A 21054-nucleotide genomic window follows, 5' to 3' on the forward strand; every position below is an offset into this window, starting at 1 on the left:
TTCTAATTTCTCGTTTTTTAAGCTAGACGGCATCCGTTATTATGGCACTATTCGTCTAGTTTTTGTCGCTATTGACCGAAATAAACGAGGATTGTGCTGTGATTGTCGATTTTACCATTTCAAATTTCCGTTCCATTCGCGATAAACAGACCTTTAGTCTGTATGCGGAAACTCCGGGAGGCCATCTTTTAGAAAATATCTCGTATCCAGCGGGCAAGAAGGTCGGTGTTCTGAACAGTGCAGGCATCTATGGAGCAAATGCTTCGGGCAAATCCAACGTGCTGCTCGCATTTGAAGCGTTGCAATGGCTTGTATGTGTTTCCGGCCGATTGACGGATGGAAGTGCCATCGGATGCTATGAACCGTTTCGTCTGTCTAAGAAAACACGTACTGCTCCGGTTCGTTTTGAAATCGAATTTTTTACGCCTGATGGGATGCGATATGTTTATAAAATTGCATTCACCCGAAAACGAATTGTTGAAGAGCATTTGAGCTTCTATCCATCGGCAAAGGCCGCGCTTATTTTTGACCGTAACTCTGAAGACACATGGGAAACGATTAAACTGGGGGGAATGTATACTGGCGGTCGGAGAAAGTTTCCATTTTTTGACAATAATTCCTATCTCTCAAAAGCGGGCGACAGCGCAGATGCCCCGGAACTGATTCGGAAAGTATATAATTACTTCCAAAATGACATTCTTCGGCTAGGGCTAAATGAAGAGATTCATTTTGATGACTGGATTGATAATCCTGATGTATTCAAAAAGGTTTCAGCTATTTTAGGATTTGTTGATGCCGGGGTAGACGGGGTCATTGTTCGGAAAAGTTCTGTTGATGAGGAGGATGTACGTTTTCCTGACGATATACCTCAAGCCGTTCGAGAATCAATTTTGCGTGATATGCGGCGTACTTTCTTGTTCGCGCATCCAACAGAAGCTGGAGATAGTGAACTATTTGATCTCCGTTTGGAATCAAGCGGGACGCAAAGGTTGTTCCGTTTAGCTCCTTTGATTGTACAAACTTTGGAGGATGGAGGCATTTTGATTGTCGATGAGTTAGATAACAGCATGCACCCCTTCATGGCAGAATTGATTATTCGCTTATTCAATGATCCTGATGTTAATTGCGGAAATGCACAGCTCATTTTCTCGACACATAACATCAGCCTGATGTCGCCCGAACGTTTTCGGCGGGATCAAATCTGGTTGACTGAAAAAACGAATGGCGCAACCCGACTGTTCTCTTTGGATGAGTTCGATAAAAACAAGGTGAAGTCGCAAAGCCCTTTTAATAGATGGTATGCTGAAGGTCGTTTTGGTGCCGTTCCGAAAATTGATTACCATAAAATTGCCGAGGTTATGACGAACAAAGCCGAGGCTTCCAATGCCTAAGCCACGTGGGAAGCAAGTAGAGCCGTTTAGGCCTCGTTTTTACATTTTCTGTGAAGGTGAAAAAACAGAGCCAAATTACATCACAGGATATATCGAACAGAAATTTCCGGGCACAATGCTATCACCCGTAAGAAAAACGCCAAAAAACACGCCCGTTCAACTTGTAGAGGTTGCAATTGAGGCAAAGGGAAAGAACCCGTCAGGCGACAAGTTTTGGGTAGTCTTTGACCGTGAAGCCAAACATAAATATGCGGATGCCTTGCATGCTGAAGCCCGTGCCAAGGCAAAGGCCAATGATATTCGCATCGCAATCTCCAATGTCTGTTTCGAGGTTTGGATTCTACTTCATTTCCAACCGAACGTTGCCCCCTATACTAGTTATTCCGATCTTCGGAAACGGAGTGCCCTCAAAACCCATATTAAGGGATATGATAAAGGGGAAAAACGCTTGTTTTCTGAAGCGGAAATCAGTGTAGCTCGAAAGAACGCAAAGGTAATGAATCACCAAACGAAGGCTGGTGCAAATCCGGCGTGGAATCAACCACACCAATGGAATCCCTATACAAATGTTTACGAATTGCTCGATGCACTCGATAAATTTGGAAAGAAGAACATCAAATAATAGGAAGTCCGTTTCAGATGGCGAACCGGTGTAAGAATATATGAAAATCTCTATGGAGGCCATCGTCAATATATATCGACAGGCCAAGTTGGTATATTCAGGCAGCTTGAGTCGTAAAGAAGCTGTTGGTCAGGCAATGCAATTCGGAGGGATGAGTGATGCTTCCGCACGGGATTCCATACAGAATCTTCACTACATGTTGGCTGGGCGGAAATACGCTCGAACCATGAACATAGAAGCAACGAAATATTTCCTGCGTAATATTCATGCTGATTTTGGAACAGCGGGTTTTCAGGAGGCCGTCTCAGCGGTCAAACTTCATATCGAATACTATGCGAGCTTACCGAATGGCGGGATGCAAGTCACCCTTCTTAAAGAAGTCGAAAAATTAGAAGCTGAGTTTGGGGCGGAGGTAAAAACCATTTTCCCCGATGAGTTGCCTGATCCGACCCGGTTGGTTGAGGGAGCAAAAAAAACAGTCACCGTGAATGCCTATGAAAGAAGCCCGGCTGCCAGACGCATGTGCTTGGAGCGGTACGGTTATGGGTGTGCTGTTTGTGGCTTCAAGTTCACGGATACATACGGTGACTTGGGCAATGAGTTTATCCATGTTCACCACGAACTAGATTTGGCTGCGATTGGTGAAGAATACGAGGTCGATCCTATTGAAGACCTCAAGCCCGTCTGACGGCAAGGCATCTATGTTTTACGTGGGCGACAAACCTTGGCATAAATTGGGAACCCAACTGGATGTCCCGCCCACAGCAGAGGAAGCGATCAGGTTGGCCCAATTAGACTGGCGGGTAGCCAAGGTGCCGCTTTTCTACCATGAGAGCATTGAACGGGTGGGAGTCGTTCCTGACACCCATGCGGTGATACCCACCGAGGGATGGCCGGAAAGAGAGCGTCCCGTCTTCGGAGTGGTTTCCGACAAGTATGAGCCGCTTCAAAACGCGGAAGCCTTTGCGTTCTTCGATCCCGTGGTTAAGGAAGGCCATGCGACGTATGAAACGGCTGGTGCCTTGGGCAAAGGCGAGCGTGTTTGGGTTCTGGCCAAGCTGGCCGATCCCATCTGCATCAAAGGCGACATGACCGAGAAATACCTTCTCCTGTCGAACAGCCACGATGGCAAATCCGCTGTTCAAATCAAGTTCACGCCGATCCGGGTAGTGTGCAACAACACGTTGACTTGGGCGCTTGAGCGGAATGCCAATTACAGCATCAAGCATGACCTGCGTGTAGGGCAGAACATGGAACAGGCGAAGAAGCTGTTTGCCAACATTACCTGCGAATACTCCAACATCGAGGCCAAGTTTAACAAACTGGCGTCCGTGAAGGTGGGTGAAGACCGCCTGAAGGAGTATTTGGGCAAGATTTATCCCGAACCCGCGAAGCCCGACGAGTCCGATAAAATTGCGCAATGGGAGCGTAGCGTCGAAAGGTCGAAGCAGGATAGGGCTAACTGCACACAGCTTTATATGAATCCCGAACCTCTGACCGTGGAAGACGTCAGGCATACATTATGGGCGGCATATAACGCGGTTACGGAGTATGTCGATCATTACTCAGGCCAACCCGCAAACGCATCCAAGCACCTTAACTCGATCTGGTTCGGTAGTCGCGCCCGCGACAAAGCGAAGGCGTATGAGATTGCAGAGCAACAGGCCGCCACTTGGACAGGTTGAATGTGATGCCCAGCTCAAGCATGCAGGTATCAGGACAATACCACCCTGCCTATCCAGAATCTCTCTAAAGGGACAAAGGTATAATCTGCGTTCAATCAGATGATTGCATCAAAAAAAAAGGTCAATTTTCGGCGTTTTCGGCCTGCTTCTCATTAAGCACATGGAAGTGAGGTTTTTCCCGGAGTTGCATTGTTCGTGTTGACAAGATGTTGCGCCAATAAGGGTCGGAAATCGGAGGGTTTCCGCCCCCTCGGAAAACCCATGTTGTACGTGTGCGCACACTGATTTCTTGGGAACGCACATGCCATACCCCCCACACCTATAATATTGGCTTTGGTTTTGGGGATGGGTTCAAATACAAAAGCCGTTGATACCGTTGTGTACCTGCCCGCAAATGCCCCGGCAATCGACTCAGCCGAGATTCATTCCGACATGATGGATCAACGCCCATTGGAATAAAACGCCGGGCATACAGCTCGATTTTAATCTGCTCTTCCCACTCTTGGTTTGTACTGACACCTTCGACCGCAATCCATCCATGAACACTCTTGTTTCCGCTGTCGATGAGCGCGGCCACGGGAAGAGGAACCGCCGCCCAGAATGCCAATTGCTCTGCGCGGCTGAGGTTGTCAAATTCGATGATACAAAAGCGGAAACTCTTGATAGCGGCATCACACCTGAATGAGGGCTTCCGTGACTGAGCGGGGTGTTTTCCGCCCGTGACCGGATTCGGAACGATATGTGGCAATCCGGCAGTCCCCTGCTTATCGATGATCCGAAGCCACTCGGATACTGGGTGAACCACTGTGTCATACCGTTCTCCAATGAATAGTATATCGTCTGGCCGGTACAGGGTTTCAAGAATCAGCCGGGCATCGTGCTGAGGCTCGTAGATTAGCGGCACGGGTGATGCGTTAATAAAATCCAGTTCGGTGAATCCTGTCCCTTTCTGTATGAGATGATCGCTGTAGCTGGGCTTTATGAGTGGCTCCGGAGGGCGCGGACGGGGTGACACGGGTTTGTGGTCACTTTTCTCCCCCAACGGCTGAGTGTCCATCCGAGCGCGTTTTATCGCATCGATGATTTCCCGATCAGAAACTCTTCGTTTGCCAGAAGGAATCGAGACGCGCACATCGGCTAAAATCTGTTGCTCCGTGAGTCCGGCCATTATCCCAAGGGTGGACGCACCAAGTAACGATGCGTGGCACCCATCACCGCCGGGAGCGGGTATTGACTTCAATGCGTCGGTGTATTTATCGATTATGGCCATAGCTGTTGTCCATTTTCGTGGAGGGGGTGGAGGGGTATTTTTATGTTTGCAGCGCTCAATTCGGTGACTCCCTGCTACTACGTACCCCATTGTTTTTTCTGTGAATTGTAAAATAGGGTTCCACCCCCTCCACTAATCCTGATTTTCATCACAAGGTGGATCATCTTGCGGGGATATTTCCCACTGGTTCTGTTTGGCAGATCGCCGCTTCCGCACTCGTAATGGATGCATTTTGGACAATCGGGCCAAATAAGCCCCGGCGGCTCCATTGAAGTATAGAAGCGCGTCCGCCTGCCGCCTTGCCTCTTCTCGCAGTTTGGCATCCAGTTCGGAAGCCGTCCCGCTGAATGGAAGGGTGATGTACCGATCAATCAGTGCTAGGAACTCAGTTTCGTTGCTCATCTCAATAAGCGAAGCAACGAGCGCGGGATGATGGAAATGCCGAACCCCAAACCGTTCAGACACCAATTCCGACGGGATGACGAAGTCATGGATCAACCAATGCAGAAATGCGGGCACAGAGGCCATGAGAGCATCCCAGAACGCTTTTTTCTGCTCCTGCGAATCCGTGGGCATCGGCAGGGTGCGTTTGTAGGCGCGAAGCAGGATGAGCTTGTCTTCAAGGCTGGAATCAATCGTCGGCAGCACATGTAAATCCTCCGGCTCATCATTCAGAGTAATGGATAAGCGCCACAGCACCCTGACGGTAACCGCCTCCCGCCCTTTTGCGTGAAGGCGCTGGGTTTCGTTGACCGTGATCTGTTTGATCTGCGTACCCAACTTACGGCGGGATCGGTAATCCGAGGCCGGGGCTTCGTCCTCTATCATCAAATGTTCAGTCTGAAACAATTCTGAATTGAATGCCGTCCCTCCGGTCATGAACTGATAGGGCTTGGCGGATCGACCGCCCAGCATCACCGTGATCAGGTTCTGCAACAAACTCTTCCCGCTCCCAGCAGGGCCAGCGATGGCTAGGCACTGTCCCGGCACAAACAAGCCTGCTCGCAACGCTTTGACGGCCACCTGAAGCCAGCCAAAGCAAAAGGGTCGCTGGTCGTGGGCATCGTCACCCAATACGGCATCAAATGTTTTCCGTAAAACCTCCCAATCGCCTTTCACAGGATTAACCATGCACGGGCTTTGTGAGACCAAGAATCGCAAACCGTCGGTCTCGTAGAAGCCCTCCTGATAGCCCGCCAAAGCACCAACGTACTGAACGGAGTGATCATCTTCGATGCGAAGCATCTCGGCTTCAGCAGGGCTAATCATTTGGCCGTCCGATGTTTTGGATGAAACCCCATCCCGCCGCAACCGCCGTTTGAACTGCGCGGCTGTTTGCGTAATCCAGCCGTGGGAGTTCTTAATGAGATACTCCTTCTTCAGGACATCGTAGTACGCGACAAGTTGGGTGCTGTGTCCACTGGCCTCTACATCCTCATCAAGGGCTTGCGTTAATGCACTTTGGGCGGATTCATTATTTCTATTGGACTTTTCATCGTCCATATCCGGCGGGTTCTTTTTCATTTCGGTTATCCTTGAAGTCGCATCCAGCGTGGCAATGGAGGAGGGTTCTCCCGCCGTTACCGGATGATACCGAGAACGACGGGTGTGCTGTCCTCATGTGCAGGGCAACGTGCTTGCCAGCTGATGCGGTTCGTTAAACCTTGTCTAGGTGGGTCAGATGGCTGCTTTGATTTTGTGCTCTTCAAGAAACCGATTTAGCTCCTCGATCTCAAAAACATGGCAGCGTCGCCCAATTTTGGAGTATGGAATGCGCCCGTCCGCACAGAGGTCGTGCAGGTAGCGGCGGCTGATTCCGAGGTAGGTTGCGGCTTCTCCGGCTTTTAGGGCGCGGGGTGGCATGTTCGTAATTTTCATCATTTTTCCCTTTAGGTAGATCAAGTGCCCAATTGCGCTTGAAGTGCCTAGAGTGGAGAATTGATGATGATTGACCAGAAAAGTAAGTTTACTGGCGTAGCCTGTGAACTTATGCAAGTTGCACATAGCAAATTAGATGCACGGCATATTAGGGGCTAATTATTTGTGCGGTTTAGCCAGCCTTCTACTAGCAGGATTTTACGAATATTGCTTTTTCCGCACCCTTTTCTTGCTTGGAAGATAGGCTTATACCCGCCTTTATTTTGTGGGTCGGGAATCATTTTTTTGATGCGAAACGTGAGCGATAGTTCCTCGGCTAAACTGTTGGCGGAACGTTTCTGCTGTGGATCGATCCTTCTTCCGGCGTCAATAATCTCTTGGCGCAGGGGCCTCGCGTTGTCGGCGATTTTTCTTCCACCTTCAAGTGATCGTGAAAATTGTGACCATACAATGCCTGATAAGGCGCGATTAAGGTGATGATGAATAAACTCGGCATGATCGCCATGATCATGGTTGGCGAGCATGTAGATGCTTTCCCACGTTTTCAGTAGGTTCCATGTTTCGATTAGCACCTCATGAGAAATAATTTGATATTCGGTAATTTCTTCCGGCCCCGAATCACCCTCGCAGGGGGGAGTCTTTCGCAATTCTTCCGCTAGGAGACCCCACAGCATGCCGGTGCGCCAAATGAAGTCTTCACCATAAGGACAGCCTAGAACCGCGGCTTCTCTAGGCCGAATAAAGGCAAAATCTTCGCGAGACAGAGTCTGGAAGCATCGGGGATCACTTTTGCTCTGAGGAGCTTTATGAAAATAAGGACATGCCGACCAATCTGGAGATTCCATCCACTCACAGACTTTCTGGATCGATGTATTTTTTGTCTTCCGGGCATAGCCCTTTATCTTTAAAAGACAATTTCTTATAGCGGATTCTAACTGACGGCGAACGCTAAGGTAGTAACCTCTATTTTCGATCTCTGTGTTCAGCTCCATGATTATCCAGCCTTTACCATGGGAATAATTTTCCCTTTATTCGGGGTGATGTTGAAATATTTTTCGGCCTGCTTATCTCGGTTTTCGGCGAGGCCAACATAAAAATCATGCAGAGTCTGGGGAAGTTTGTGGCCCATTTCCCGCATGGTTTTGTCTACGCTTTCGTACTTGGCCAAATGATAGGTTCCGTACGAGTGGCGCGACCCATCCTGAATCGTTTCGACTTGCGCATTGCTAAATACTTTTGTCCGCCATCGTTTGAGTGTGCTGTCGCTGTAGGGGAAAATAAATTCATTATCCTCTTTTCGGCAGGGGATCAGGTATTCGGCGAGGTTCGGTTCTATATGGACGATACGGGCGGAGGACGTTTTGGACGTCTCTGCGTTGACGTGGATTTCGCCCAGCTCGAAGTTAAAATCCTTCCAGCGAAGTCTCTTGTGTAGTTCGTTTGGCCGAATGCCAGCGAAAAATCCAAGGGCGAGGTATGGGATAATGGCAGACTGCTCCGGGGCTATCGGCTTCCCGTTCTTGTCCATGCGCGTATCCTTATGTTCGGCTCCAAATTTGATGGCAGCCATCATTACGGCCTCAACCTCCGCCGGAGTGTAGATGCTGACAATATGTTTAGATCGTTTGACCTTGCGCGTTTTTTTGACGGGATTTATCTCAAGTTTCTCTTCGGAGATTGCCCAGTTGAAAAAGGCTTTTATGTATACTTTGTGATTCGCCCTGCTCGTTGGCTTGGGCCTGTTTTGATCAAGCCAGCTGTCGATCTCTTTTGGGGTGACCGCATCAACTGCTAAATGGCCAAGGTCGAGTTTGAAATCTTTGAGGCATTTTATGCACTCGTTGTATGAACGAATGCGAAATTCGCCTTGCTCGACTTGTTTTTCTTTCACTGCCCAGTATTTATCGATCAACGAGCCCAGACCATTATTTTCATCTATGCGCTGGTGATGCTTCTCGTAGAAATCTAAGACAGCTTCAAGGGTGGCTCCGAGTTTCATTGTGCGTTCAAATGCCGCCGCCGCGTCAGTTTTCTGTTTCTCGGAAAGTTTTTGTCCTTTGATCCCATGGTCTGTAAGTTCGTTGCTTTTGAGTTGGGCAAACCCGCGAGCAGCCCCAAGCGTGTCGAATCGTGGCCGTTTTCTTCCTAGTGCTCGCCCCAGATAGACATCGTAGTAGACGCTTCCATTTGGCCTTTCATGTTTGGTGATGGTGAAGCCTTCGTAGTGCTCCTTCCCCTCGGCCTTGATTGTAAGTTTGCGTTCTTTTGCCATAACGCAATATAGGCAGAATTAGGCGTGGGCAGTCAAGTAGATGATCCAACAATGATCCAACGGCAAAAATATAACTGCCATATAAATCAATAATAGAAGGGTGGGAATGGTTCTGAGAGATACTGACTCTTAATCAGCGGGTCGTGGGTTCGAGCCCCTCATCGTCTACCACCTTAAACCCCCGTCGTAGTCAAATATGGCGGGGGTTTTCTTTTGTTCGTGTGCTCTGAATGGTTCTCTTGTGTTTTGTTCTGTGGCATCTGTCTGGCCTGAGTTAATACCACAATAATACCACAAGTTGGGCGTTGGGCGTGTTGGATGTGGGCGATTAGGCTACGAGGATCGCCTGCTGTGGCCTGCGCCGTGGTCTCCTAAACCCTCTGCGGTGATGCAATGCAGGCAGTGGTAGGGGATGGGGGAGGAGGTACCCCCCGGCGCACATTCGCCTTACATATATCCCCTAAGTTGCACCCAACCCCTGAAAATTCGTTAGGACACTTCCTGCCTTTTCCCTGTGAATCATGGGGACTCTGAGCTGTTAAAGCTCGATCCGGTACGGCACCAGCCGGCCACCATCTGGCAGCATGACCTTGATCGACGTGCAGGTGGTGCTTTCTTTATTTTGTTTAACAGGGGGCTAATTTCCAGCCATTGGAGACTGTGCCGGGGACTATGAAGGAGTCGTTGGTTATCTTTAGCTCGGCGACTAGGCGGTTGCGGTGGTCTTGGAGGATTTCGCGGTAGGCGGGATCGACGGCGAGGTTGTTCATTTCACCAGGGTCGGTGCGCATGTCGGTAAGGCTCTCGCGGAGCTTGCCGGTGGAGTAGGCGACATACTTGTAGTTCTTGGTGCGCAGCATGCGCCCGACCACGCCCGCACTGTGGCCGTAGGCCGGGGACAAGTCGTTTTCAACCACAAGCTGGTCGCGCCATTCAACGGGCTTGCCTTCGGCGAGCGGTCGCAGACTCAGGCCGCGTAGGCCGTCGGGCCCTGCGGCTTTGGCGTAGTCGCAGATCGTTGGGAAAATATCAAGGCCGGTGGAAACAAGGCGGTCTTTGTCAACCGTGCCGGGCTTGGCGATGCCTTTGCCGCTGATGATGAGGGGAACGCGGGCGGGCTCGTCGTAGAGCAGGGTTTTTTGATTCCATTTGTGCGCGCCGTTGCCGTCGCCATGGTCGCTGGTAAAGATGATGACCGTATTGTCATTCACCGCATCAAGCACCTTGGCGATTTCGGAATCAACGCGTTCGGTAAGGCGGTTGAGCGCCCATCGGTATTGCCGCCAGCGTTCATCCGGCCAATCGCGGACTGGATAGGTTCCCTCCTGCCAGGTTTGGTATTCGCGGATGATGTCGGGCTCGTTTTCCGGAATCTGGAAGTTGGCGGGCAGGGCAGGGCACTCCTCCGGTGGCGGGGTGTCGCTGATCGATCCGTTCCAGAGCAGGGTTCTGCGCTCGGGGAATCCCCCGGTTGCCCGGCGAGCCCATTCGCAGATGTCGTGCGGGTTGACGAAGGAGGCGACGAGGAAAAAGGGCTTGTTGCGCTTTTTCTTAATAAACTCGATGGAAGGCGCGGCAAAATGTTGGTCGTTGAATTCCTTGGAGCCTTCCTGCATGCGGTTGAAGCCATGCCAGTCGGAGGTGTCGGTCGGCATGGGAATGTGCCACTTGCCGATGTAGCCGGTATCGTATCCCGCTTTGGTAATGAAGGAGCCGAGCGAAGGGTGGAGCACCTTGAACAAATCCATGTTGAGGGTGACGCCGGTTTCATGTGGCATCCGCCCGGTCATCATGGAGGTTCTCGAGGGCACGCAGATCGGATTGGCGCAATAGGCCCGTTCAAAGCGCACGCCATTAGCGGCGAGGCTGTCCATCGCCGGGGTGTTCAGGTTGGGGTTCCCTGTGCAACTCATGCCATCGGCCACCTGCTGATCGGTTATGATCCAAAGAATATTCGGGCGGTTTTCTTTTGCCTTGCCGGCTGCTGAAGCAAGTCCGGCTGCTATTGCGAGGGTGGATGCGACGAGATATTCTCTACGGTTTGTTTTCATCGAGCATTCTCCAGTTAACGCGATAATAGGCCATATTTCGTGGGCTTCAAACCCTTTTAATCGTTGGTTAGGTTAAATCGTCAACCTGTGGGGTTTACGGATAAACCTAACGATTGGGACTTGTTTATTGTTCAAGCTGATAGAGGTGGTTAGCTTTTATTCCACAAAACAAGACACCCTTTTAAACATGGAGATAAAACATGAGTACAGATAAGAATTTTTTTATTGCTGAGCTGATTGATAAAATGACTCTCGAACAAAAAGTCGGGCAGTGTTTTGTGATTGGATTCTGCGGAACCGTCGTCACCCCGACGATTCTGGAGCGGATCCGTAAAATAAAGCCGGCCGGCATCCGCGCCGGGCTAACCTTCCGCGCCAAGACCGCCCTGCACGACCCCTATGCCACCAGCGAAGTCTTCGCCCACCGCGTGCTGCGCGACCCGACCGGCAGCGTGAAGGACATTATTCCGGGCATCCTGCCGCCGCACTGCACGAACGAAGAATACTGCGAATTCCTCAACACGATGAAGGAAGAGGCGCTGAAGGACGGCCTTGGCATTCCGCTGCATATCACGATGGATATGGAAGGCGATGTTAGCTGCGACTACACCCGTGGCGGCTTGTTCAACCTGCCGTCCCCGATGGGCGCCACGGCTTCCGGCAACACGCAAATGGCCTATGATGCCGCCTGGGCTACGGGACGTCAGCTCAACGCTCTCGGCGTCAACTGGCTTCATTCGCCGGTACTCGACACCAACACCGAACCGATGAATCCAGAGATTGGAACCCGCTCCTACGGCGAAACCCCCGAGGAAGTGATTGAATACGGCGAAGAGGGGTACAAAGGCTTCAGGGATGCCGGTATCATCACCACTGGCAAGCATTTCCCGGGACGCGGCGAATCTGTGACCGATGCCCACCGCGGTCTGCCGGTCATCGATATGCCGCGCGAAGAGATGGAAGAGCACCTCAAGCCGTTCAAGGCGATGGTCGATGCGGGTATCCCCTGCATCATGACCGCACATACCGTTTATCCGTGCCTGGATCCCGACAACGCCGCGACGCTCTCCAAGCCGATCCTTACCGACCTGCTCAAGAACGAGTGGGGCTTTGAGGGCTGTGTGACCTCCGACGATATTACGATGGGTGGGATCGTTGAAAAATACGAAGTCGACGAAGCCTGCGTTGCGTCGCTGAACGCGGGTTGCGACTTGATCCTGCTGCGCGATGAAGCGCCGCTGATCGACGAAGTGTTTGAAAAGGTCGTCCAGGCCGTAAAGGATGGAAAGTTGTCCGAAGAGCGGATCAACGACGCGGTTCGTCGTTCGCTCACCGTCAAGTATGACTACGGCCTGTTCGACAACGGCAACCTGCGTACCGTCGATCAGGCTTCCTCCGGCATCAAGGATCCAAAAGTGGCGAAGATTGCTTGGGAAACCGCGCTGGCCGCCACCAAAGTCCTGCGCGACGAGGCCGGCGTTCTCCCGCTTTCCAAGGACAAAAAGGTGCTGGTCATTGAACAGCGCTGCCCGTTGCATTTCCGCACCGAAACGCAGAAGTGCCATCCGGGCATCTTTTGGGAAAACTTTTTCAGTCGCACGGAATCCCCTGGTCAGGTCGAAGTGGAAATGGTGCCCTCCGAATACGATATGAAGCGCGTTATGAAACGTATCGTGGCCGATGATTTCGATGTGATCGTAACCTCGAACTACTACGACCGCCGTGCGCATTCCAAGAGCGTGTTTGTCGATGACATGGTTAAGGCCACCGACAAACCGGTCATCGTGGTGACCAACTCGCCTTACCCGTACACGGTTGACGATGCCTACAAAACCGTCATCTGCACCTACGGCGTAGCACCGGAGTCGCTCACTGCCGCGGTTAAAACCATCTACGGTGAAAAATAGAAATCATAAATCCGAATACCTAAATTCTAAACAATCTCAAACTTTGAATTATCAAGCTTTGGAATTGGGATTTGTTTAGGATTTAGAAATTAGAGTTTAGAAATTCAAGGAGTTGCCATGAAGGCCTTCGATCTTCCCATTGCTTCCAACCCGTTGAAAACGCGCGCCGATGTGCAGGAGGCGGTTCGGCAGATTTGCGAGCCGCTCAAGCCGCACTATAGCGAGGGCAAGGCGCTTGTCCACCTTGGCGCCACCTGCACCAACTATGGCGAGCGGCGTTGCGAGATGGAGGCTTTTGCCCGCCCGTTCTGGGGGCTGATGCCGTTGGCTGCCGGGGGAGGGGATTCGAACTTTTGGGACATTTGCCGCAAAGGATTGCTAAACGGCACCAACCCGGCGCACCCGGAATATTGGGGCGAGCTGGGCGAGGTGGATCAGCTGGCGGTTGAGATGCCGCCGATTGCCCTCGCGCTCGCGCTTTCGCCCGATCAATTCTGGACGCCGTTCTCGCAGGCCGAGCGGGAGCAGATCGCCACATGGATGGATCAGATTAACCACAAGGCGATGTCCGATAACAACTGGCGCGCATTTCCTATCCTTGTAAACGCATCGCTGAAAAAGGCGGGCATGCCGTACAATGCCGAAGTGATGGAAGCCGGCCTTGACCGACTGGAAGATTTCTATCTCGGCAACGGTTGGTATTCCGATGGCACCGGCAAACGGATGGACTACTACATTCCGTTCGCGATCCATTTCTATTCCCTGATCTATGCCAAGCTGATGGGCGATGAAGACCCACAGCGCGCGGCTATCTTCAAGGACCGTGCAACCATCTTTGCGAAGGACTTTTTGCATTGGTTCACCGCAGAGGGCGCAGCGCTTCCGTTCGGGCGCAGCCTGACCTACCGCTTTGCTCAGGGAGCCTTCTGGGGCGCGCTGGCTTTTGCCGATGTCGAGGCTTTGCCGTGGGGCGAGATCAAGGGCCTGTTCCTGCGCCACTTGCGTCATTGGTTCAGGAAACCGATCTTTACGGCCGACGGCCTGCTCTCGATTGGCTACGACTATCCAAACCTGTTGATGAGCGAGTTCTATAATGGCCCGGGTTCCCCGTATTGGGCAATGAAAGCCTTCCTGCCGCTGGCGGTGGCCGAAGATCACCCGTTCTGGACATCGGAGGAGCTGCCGTTTCCACGCATTGGAAACGAATCGGTTCAAAAGCCGGCGCTCATGTCGATCGCGCATTCCGAGAACCGCGACCATTTAGTGGCGCTCGCGTCGGGGCAGTGGTGCGGACTGGATTTTGGTCATACGGCGGAAAAGTATTCCAAGTTTGCCTACTCGACCCACTTTGGTTTCAGTGTTTCGCGTGAAGCAACCGGATTGGTGAAGGGGGCTTACGATTCCATGCTGGCGCTCAGCGACGGGGAGGACCACTGGCGCGTTCGCCGTCAGTGCGAGTTGGTCGAGATCACCGACGATGCGGTAATTTCAGTTTGGAAACCCTGGCCGGATGTGGAGATTGAAACGCGACTGGAGCACCGCTATCCGTGGCATATCCGGACACACACCATTAAGACCGGCCGAGCGCTTGAAACCGCCGAAGGTGGCTTTGCCGCTTCGCGCGAGGCTGAATCGGTTCCTAAGGAAGGGGCTGTGGGGGTTCTTTATGGCGGAAGCGGTATTTTAAATATCGAAGGGGAACGTGAAGCGTCGGTTGTTGAACCACTGCCAAACACGAACTTGATGAATCCGTGCACCGCCATCCCGACCTTGACCGGTCGGTTGGAGCCAGGCAAGCATCGATTGGTTTGCGCGGTACTGGGTGAACCAGATGCAGTAAACGCACTCAAGGAATGGAATGCATATGAAAAAAGCGTTGATGGGATTGTTACTGTTAGGCACTAGTTTTTCGTTTGGGGAAGCGGGCGCTCCGGCAATTGATCCGGCTCTCTATCCGCCGGTTAAACTGGGCCGCGCGGAGCTCGTGACCGATCATTCTCTGATCAAGGAACGCTATATTCGTTTTTTAATCGGAACCGATAAAACCTTCCATGGAAAATTCGGGAAGGAAGCCGCCGTTGGATTTCTGGAGCGGATCAATGGCCCCATCGGAAAGGCGATGAAGTTCGACTTCTCGAAAGATGTTGGAAAGGTCTTCCATGTGTTCCAGGACGAGCCGGGCTATAAAGAGGAGTTTGCGGTCTATTCGGCGCTCCTCCAACAGTATGTGCTGGCGCTCGCATACGGCTATACGGTAAATGCTCCGGACAACCCGTACTACCAAAATCCGAAAGTGCTCAAGTGCTATCTCCAATGTTTGGCCTATCTCTATGGGCGCGGCGTGCGCGACGGCATGACGTTCCACTATAACGAATCGCGTCTGAATATGGACGGTGCGCCGCAACCCGAAGACGGCGCGGGCAATCTGGTGAAAATGGAGCTGCGCATGGGCGCCTACTGCCAGTCGGTGCTGCTGATGGAGCCTTATTTCAAGAAGACGAAAATGTTCAAGGAGGCGCGCGCGCTGGTCCGTCACCTGGAAATGCTCGGCAAGACCTCTGGGCACGTCCGCTACTACGATCCCTATATCGGTCCGAACGGATTCAACTTTCTCGCGCAGTCCGATGCCATGCAAAACTATGGCGACACCACGCTCGTTTCCGCGCTGCTTGAAACCGATCCAAAACGGCAGGCTGAAATGCTGCTCGACACCAAGCGGGTCTTCACCGATTCGCTCAAAGTCGTGCCCGGGTGGGCGGACACGATCAAGCCTGGCTTTACCGGCTACCACCATCGCGGCATCTACGGCAACGCCTATACCGGCGGTTTTATTCCGCAGGCGGCTTTCGGTGTCTATGTGCTTGCCGGAACGCACTACGAGGTGGATGCGGAATCAGTTAACAACGTGAAAGAGCTGATCAAGACCTACCGCCTCTACTGCCAGAAATATTCCATGCCCTTCGGCATCCGCGGCCGCATGCCGGTGAACACCGACAACATCAATAAGCAGGTCTTTCCCGGCATCCTGATCTACGCCTCCGCGCTCGGTCTCGACGATGCCGAAATGAAAGGCATTTTCAAACGCTTGTGGAACCTCGACGATGTCACGCTTGAATTCCTCTTTTTCGGCGGCCGCGGAAAAATATTCCGGGGCATGTACGCGCTCGATATGCTGGAACAACTTGAGACCGAATCCATCGCGCCGGAACCTGATCCGAATGGGTTTTGGTACAAGCCCTATGGCGGCCTCGCGATTCATCGCCGCGCCGACTGGATGGCCGCGGTGAAGGGCTACGGTAAATATGTCTGGGACTACGAAAACGGCTCCAAGCTGGAAAACATCTATGGTCAATATTTCAGCCACGGCTCGCTCACCATCTTTTCAAAAGGCAACCCCATCAACGACATCGATAGCGGCTATAACCTGAACGAAGGGTGGGACTGGTACCGCATGCCCGGAACCACTGCCGTCCATTTCACGCTCAAGCCGCGCGGTACGCTGGAGCATCGCGAGTTCAGCCCCGAAACCTTCCTTGGCGGTGTTTCCGCTGATGGTCAAAACGGTGTGTTCGGCATGGCGCTCAATCAAGCAAAATTCGGCGATGGCACCGCCATCAACCTGAAGGCACGGAAGAGCGTATTCTTCGTCGATGACTTTATCCTGATGCTCGGCTCCGATATTTCCGGAGGCGACGGCGAGCACGCGGTTGAAACCACGCTCTTCCAATCCTTTCTGCCCACAGGATCAAACTTTAAGTTTACATCGGCATTGGCCGATCCAGCGGGCAACCGCTACTACATCCCCGAAGGAAGCCAGCTGAAAACCTTTAAGGGCATCCAGAAATCATTCCTCGATAACGGCAAGACGCGGACCACCGGAAACTATGCCGTCGCTTGGTTCGACCATGGATGTAATCCGAAGGGCGCAGAATACGAAGCAGGCATTGGTGTGCGCGGCGCAACAAAGAAGGAATATGAAGTGGTGCGCAAGGACAAGCAATTGCACCAAGTCCGTTTCCCCAACGAAAAGCTGACTGGCTACGCCTTTTTCCAGCCGTTGGAAATAGAAGATCCAATCATTTCCGACGTGAGCGACCAGTGCCTTGTTATGGCCAAGGAATCCGCAGGTGGGCTAGAGCTCGGGGTGGCCAATCCTGACCTAAACATAGTCGATAGAAGCTTCGATGTGGACTATCAAAGGTTTATTAATGAAGGCGAAAATCAATATCTCCCCAGCCGGCCGCTGCCGCTTGATGTGACGCTGAAAGGAAAGTGGCGCCTGAAGAGTCCGTCAGATAAAGTTGCGTTGATCTCGCAGGGCGGGAACAGCACGGTGCTGCGGTTCAATTGCATTGACGGTATGGATATACGGGTAAAACTAATCCAGGAGTAGAATTATGAAACGCAGATATTTTCTCCAAACGTCTGGAGCGGCATCGGCAACGCTGCTGGCAGGATGCAAAACCTCTACGCCAGCCAACGAAAAGAAAATCAATATTCTGTTCATCATGGATGATCAGCATCGGGGCGACTGCATCGGTGCAGCGGGGGCGGATTGGCTGGATACCCCGAATTTGGATCGACTCGCGAATGAAGGGGCGATGTTCACCCGATCCTATTCTTCCATGCCCTCGTGTCTGCCAGCACGTGCCGGTATCCTTACAGGTCTGCGTCCGTGGAATCATGGTTTGCTTTCTTTCCTTACCATTCCGAATAAATACAGAGTCGAAATGCCGCAGTTGTTTACTGATGGGGGCTATCGTACGCACGTGGCCGGTAAAAACCATTTTTATGGTGCGAAACATGGATATCAAACCTGTGAGGTTGAAGAGATCGATAAGCGTTTGCGTCCGGACGGCCTTTATCGCGACGATTATATGCGCTGGATGCAATTGAACCATCCGGACAAACATCCTAAGGGTGGGGCCCCCAGTTTTACAGACCATCGCGGAAATCGGCCGTGGCCTTACGAGGAGGCCATACATCCCACCACTTGGACCGCAGAACGCGCAAAAGCATTTTTGCGCGAGTATGACGGCGATGCACCTTGGTTTCTGAAGTTTTCCTGCCACCGTCCGCATCCGCCTTTCGATGCGCCCAAGCGTTTGATGAATTATTATAAGGCCAAAGAACTTCCTCAACCGGTGGTTGGCGATTGGGCGAAGGAACAATTTAGCGATGCAACTGGATCAATCTATAACTCGCCGAGTTCGGGATTAGGACATTATTCTGTTACGGAAACTCACGATTCGCGTGCGGCCTATTATGCGTCCATCACGCATGTCGACGAAAAAATCGGCGAGGTGCTTCAGGTCTTGGAAGAGCGCGGTGAACTGGAAAATACACTGATCCTTTTCACCGCCGATCACGGCGATATGATGGGGGATCATCATCATTGGCGGAAGGTCTATGCCTATGAGCCGAGTGCTCATATTCCTATGATTATCCGCTGGCCTTCCGCGCTCCATATTCCTATGGAACGTGGGCAAAAACTGGACCATCTCGTGGAGCTGCGCGACATTATGCCCACCTTCCTCGATGCTGCCGGACTTCCCATTCCTAACGGATTGGATGGAGAAAGCATGATCAATATTTTGCGCAATCCGGATTGTACATGGCGCGAAGTTCTCGATCTTGAGCACAGCTCCCAGTATTTTTCAGAGCAGGCTTATGTCGCACTCACGGATAAGCAGTACAAATATATTCGCTTTATGCAGACCGGTAAAGAGCAGCTCTTTGACCTGATGAATGATCCGATGGAAACCAAAAACATTAGCGATCCGAAGCGGTTGACCGCATGGCGTAAGCGCATGATTGCGTTTCTCGAGGAGCGCGGCGAAGAGTGGGTGAAAGATGGCGAACTTGTTTTGCAGACCCGGCGTATGCGTTACGGACCCAACTTTGCCAAACAGATGATCAAACCCGCCGATCCTGAATGCGAGGTGCGTTTTAACCCGCCGTACGATCCTGTGCCTTTGGCTGAATATCTCAAACGATTGAAGAAAGTGGAACCGTATGTGAGTGCTGATCCGAATGCACAGCGACCCGCTTAGTTTGGACAATCTTCGCGCTGACCTAATATTGGTGCGAAATTTTGTTTATAAACAGGGAGGGACGGAGCCCGTTCGTTCACTTGAAAGAAGGCAACATGAAAGATAAATGTTTTGTGCTGATTGGTTTTATCTGTGCGTGTGTGAGCGCTTATGCACAACCAGCCACCACTCTTCTTTATAAAAACTCGTTCGACACTCCGGCGTCACTGGCGGATTGGAAGATGGAAGGGCCAGGCGTTGCGAAGGTTGAAGGCGGCAGGCTGCTGATCCATTCCAAATGGGCGGATGATCTGGAACGGCTGGATGGCCAAATTGATCTGCTCAAGGACGGCGGCGGGAAATACTACCCGTTCATCGAGCAGTGGGTGAAAGAGCGCGAACCGGAAAGCCTGCCAAAGTATGTACTCGATTTTCATAAGCCCGGACAGTTTTCGGGCGGGCATATCCAGTTTTGGAACAAGCATGCACATCCCGAAAACTTTTTGATTAGGCTCAAGTTTCAGGCGGCGAACCCGTATCCGCTGCACATGGTTACCTTCTGCGGGCGCGGGGTGAACGGCGAGGATGTACTCGATCCAAAACTGGCGCCGCGCTTTGGCCTGGCCGCGCAATACATGTATGGCGACATCCAAAACTACCGCATAAGCTATTGGGCTGGTTCACGCGGCACCAGCAACATGCGCCGCGCGCCGGGACGCCAGCTCACCGCCGAGGAAAAAGGCGATGTGCCGAGGATTGCGCTGAAGCGGGAAGTGCAACTCGAAATATTTCGATGGAATGGGCATGTGGTTTTTCGGTGCGATGGTGAAAAACTGGTCGATTGGATCGATGACGAACCGTTCGGCGATGGTTTCTTCGCGTTGCGACTGATGGCTTCGGCCAAGGGATGGTATGACGACTATGAAGTCTATGAGCTGAACGAAGATCCGTTTGCTTATGCGGGCAAGGGCGAAAACATTACCTCCCGTCTTTCCGCACAGCGCGACGTGCCACAACCGAAGGATGTCATCGACGGGAAATTTATCGTTGTTGGCAATCCCGAGCCGGAGGGAAAGTTGTATCGCGACGTGATCAATACCTACAAAGGGAATCCCGTCTACCGTTTTGAAGCTTCGCCAAAGGTGAATCGCGTCGAGTTGACCACCTGCTATGCCTCGAATCTCGAAGGTTTTTCTGAAAGGGAACTATCCGATCTTTCCGAGCTGGCGAATCTCTACCTGAAAAATGACCAGGGTCATTATGGCGACACGATCACCTATGAATGGAACGCGCGATTTCCAGAGCCACTGAAGGAGGATGCGAAGGGAATATTTGCGCAATGGCACGGCCGCCCCGACCGCACGCTGGTTATCACGCCGGAGGGCGAGCGGAAGATCTTGCCGACCGCAGAATACATTGCCTTGCGGAAGTCCATGAAGGTGACGGATGAGCACATCGGCATAGATCCAAAAACCGATAAACCTAACGGGTGGAAGTTCGACGGCTCTGCCGGTGGGCCGATTGCGGCGTTCAAGTTTCAGGACGGCCACATGTGCCTGCTGGTTCGCAACGACCCCAATGCACGATCCGACAACACGGTGCGCATTAAGCCGAAGCCCGTCGTCCGCCGTGAGCAGGCCAAGGGAAATAAAACGGGTGCATGCATTTTTGAAAAGCCGATCGCGGAGGTGCCGATTGATAAGTGGATCAACTTTAAGGTTCAGATCAAGTATTCAAAATACAGCCTGGATCACGATGTGCCGCTTGAATCCGGTTTTGTGAAGGTGTGGATGGATGGGGAACCGGTTGTGGATTGGACGGGCGACATCGGCAAGAACGATGAGAAGGGCCCGTATTTTAAGTATGGCATCTACAAACCCGGTGCTGACGGTTTTATGGTTGATTGCGCCGGATTCACCCAAACCTTCGAATGAATGTAGACGAAG

General features: G+C 52.0%; 15 protein-coding genes. 9 read left to right on the plus strand and 6 right to left on the minus strand.

Annotation, left to right across the window (positions count from 1 at the left end; genetic code table 11):
- Nucleotides 1-98: 98 nt before the first annotated feature.
- The 4 genes from SCARR_RS21520 to SCARR_RS21535 are packed head-to-tail and all read left to right on the plus strand — an operon-like array spanning nucleotide 99 to nucleotide 3698.
- Complete coding sequence (locus SCARR_RS21520) at nucleotides 99-1391, plus strand: AAA family ATPase (RefSeq protein ID WP_136063699.1); 1293 nt, start codon at nucleotides 99-101, stop codon at nucleotides 1389-1391.
- Entirely contained in the window at nucleotides 1384-2013 is a 630-nt protein-coding gene (locus tag SCARR_RS21525) for an RloB family protein (RefSeq protein ID WP_136063700.1), read from the plus strand. The genes SCARR_RS21520 and SCARR_RS21525 overlap by 8 nt, the downstream gene beginning before the upstream one ends.
- A gap of 40 nt (nucleotides 2014-2053) precedes the next feature.
- On the plus strand, nucleotides 2054-2701 hold the full coding sequence (locus SCARR_RS21530) for an HNH endonuclease (RefSeq protein WP_136063701.1): 648 nt from the start codon (nucleotides 2054-2056) through the stop codon (nucleotides 2699-2701).
- A 13-nt stretch (nucleotides 2702-2714) separates the two neighbouring features.
- A complete protein-coding gene (locus SCARR_RS21535) occupies nucleotides 2715-3698 on the plus strand; it encodes a DUF932 domain-containing protein (protein ID WP_246044516.1) in 984 nt (327 codons plus the stop codon).
- Nucleotides 3699-4017: 319 nt separating this feature from the next.
- Here SCARR_RS21535 and SCARR_RS21540 read toward each other — a convergent pair whose 3' ends face one another.
- From SCARR_RS21540 to SCARR_RS21565, 6 genes are all read right to left on the minus strand, one after another.
- On the minus strand, nucleotides 4018-4968 hold the full coding sequence (locus SCARR_RS21540; protein WP_136063703.1) for a hypothetical protein: 951 nt from the start codon (nucleotides 4966-4968) through the stop codon (nucleotides 4018-4020).
- Between the two features lie 132 nt (nucleotides 4969-5100).
- Nucleotides 5101-6492 carry a DUF5906 domain-containing protein gene (locus SCARR_RS21545; RefSeq protein ID WP_136063704.1) on the minus strand — a complete coding sequence of 464 codons (1392 nt, stop codon included), beginning with the start codon at nucleotides 6490-6492 and terminating at the stop codon, nucleotides 5101-5103.
- A gap of 153 nt (nucleotides 6493-6645) precedes the next feature.
- Nucleotides 6646-6849, minus strand: a complete 204-nt coding sequence (locus SCARR_RS28370) for a helix-turn-helix domain-containing protein (RefSeq protein ID WP_168433509.1) — start codon at nucleotides 6847-6849, stop codon at nucleotides 6646-6648.
- Nucleotides 6850-7001: 152 nt separating this feature from the next.
- The gene (locus tag SCARR_RS21555; protein ID WP_136063706.1) at nucleotides 7002-7838 is read right to left on the minus strand and encodes a hypothetical protein; all 837 of its coding nucleotides are present in this window, start codon (nucleotides 7836-7838) and stop codon (nucleotides 7002-7004) included.
- Between the two features lie 2 nt (nucleotides 7839-7840).
- The gene (locus tag SCARR_RS21560; protein ID WP_136063707.1) at nucleotides 7841-9118 is read right to left on the minus strand and encodes a tyrosine-type recombinase/integrase; all 1278 of its coding nucleotides are present in this window, start codon (nucleotides 9116-9118) and stop codon (nucleotides 7841-7843) included.
- A 626-nt stretch (nucleotides 9119-9744) separates the two neighbouring features.
- Nucleotides 9745-11169, minus strand: coding sequence for a sulfatase family protein (locus tag SCARR_RS21565; RefSeq protein WP_136063708.1), 1425 nt, complete (start codon nucleotides 11167-11169; stop codon nucleotides 9745-9747).
- A 200-nt stretch (nucleotides 11170-11369) separates the two neighbouring features.
- On the opposite strand from SCARR_RS21565, the gene SCARR_RS21570 reads away from it, so the two are divergent.
- The 5 genes from SCARR_RS21570 (at nucleotide 11370) to SCARR_RS21590 (ending at nucleotide 21042) form a co-directional block, all read left to right on the plus strand.
- Nucleotides 11370-13076: a glycoside hydrolase family 3 protein gene (locus tag SCARR_RS21570; RefSeq protein WP_136063709.1), complete on the plus strand. Its 1707-nt coding sequence runs from the start codon at nucleotides 11370-11372 to the stop codon at nucleotides 13074-13076.
- A gap of 117 nt (nucleotides 13077-13193) precedes the next feature.
- Complete coding sequence (locus SCARR_RS21575; protein WP_136063710.1) at nucleotides 13194-14981, plus strand: DUF2264 domain-containing protein; 1788 nt, start codon at nucleotides 13194-13196, stop codon at nucleotides 14979-14981.
- Nucleotides 14941-17469: a polysaccharide lyase family 8 super-sandwich domain-containing protein gene (locus tag SCARR_RS21580; protein WP_168433510.1), complete on the plus strand. Its 2529-nt coding sequence runs from the start codon at nucleotides 14941-14943 to the stop codon at nucleotides 17467-17469. The genes SCARR_RS21575 and SCARR_RS21580 overlap by 41 nt, the downstream gene beginning before the upstream one ends.
- Nucleotides 17470-17473: 4 nt before the next feature.
- Nucleotides 17474-19129 (plus strand): arylsulfatase, encoded by a 1656-nt coding sequence (locus SCARR_RS21585; protein ID WP_136063712.1) that lies wholly within the window; start codon nucleotides 17474-17476, stop codon nucleotides 19127-19129.
- 95 nt (nucleotides 19130-19224) lie between these two features.
- Entirely contained in the window at nucleotides 19225-21042 is a 1818-nt protein-coding gene (locus SCARR_RS21590; protein ID WP_136063713.1) for a DUF1961 family protein, read from the plus strand.
- Nucleotides 21043-21054: the final 12 nt, after the last annotated feature.

Origin of the sequence: Pontiella sulfatireligans (genome assembly GCF_900890705.1) — a bacterium.
Classification (GTDB): Bacteria; Verrucomicrobiota; Kiritimatiellia; order Kiritimatiellales; family Pontiellaceae; genus Pontiella; species Pontiella sulfatireligans.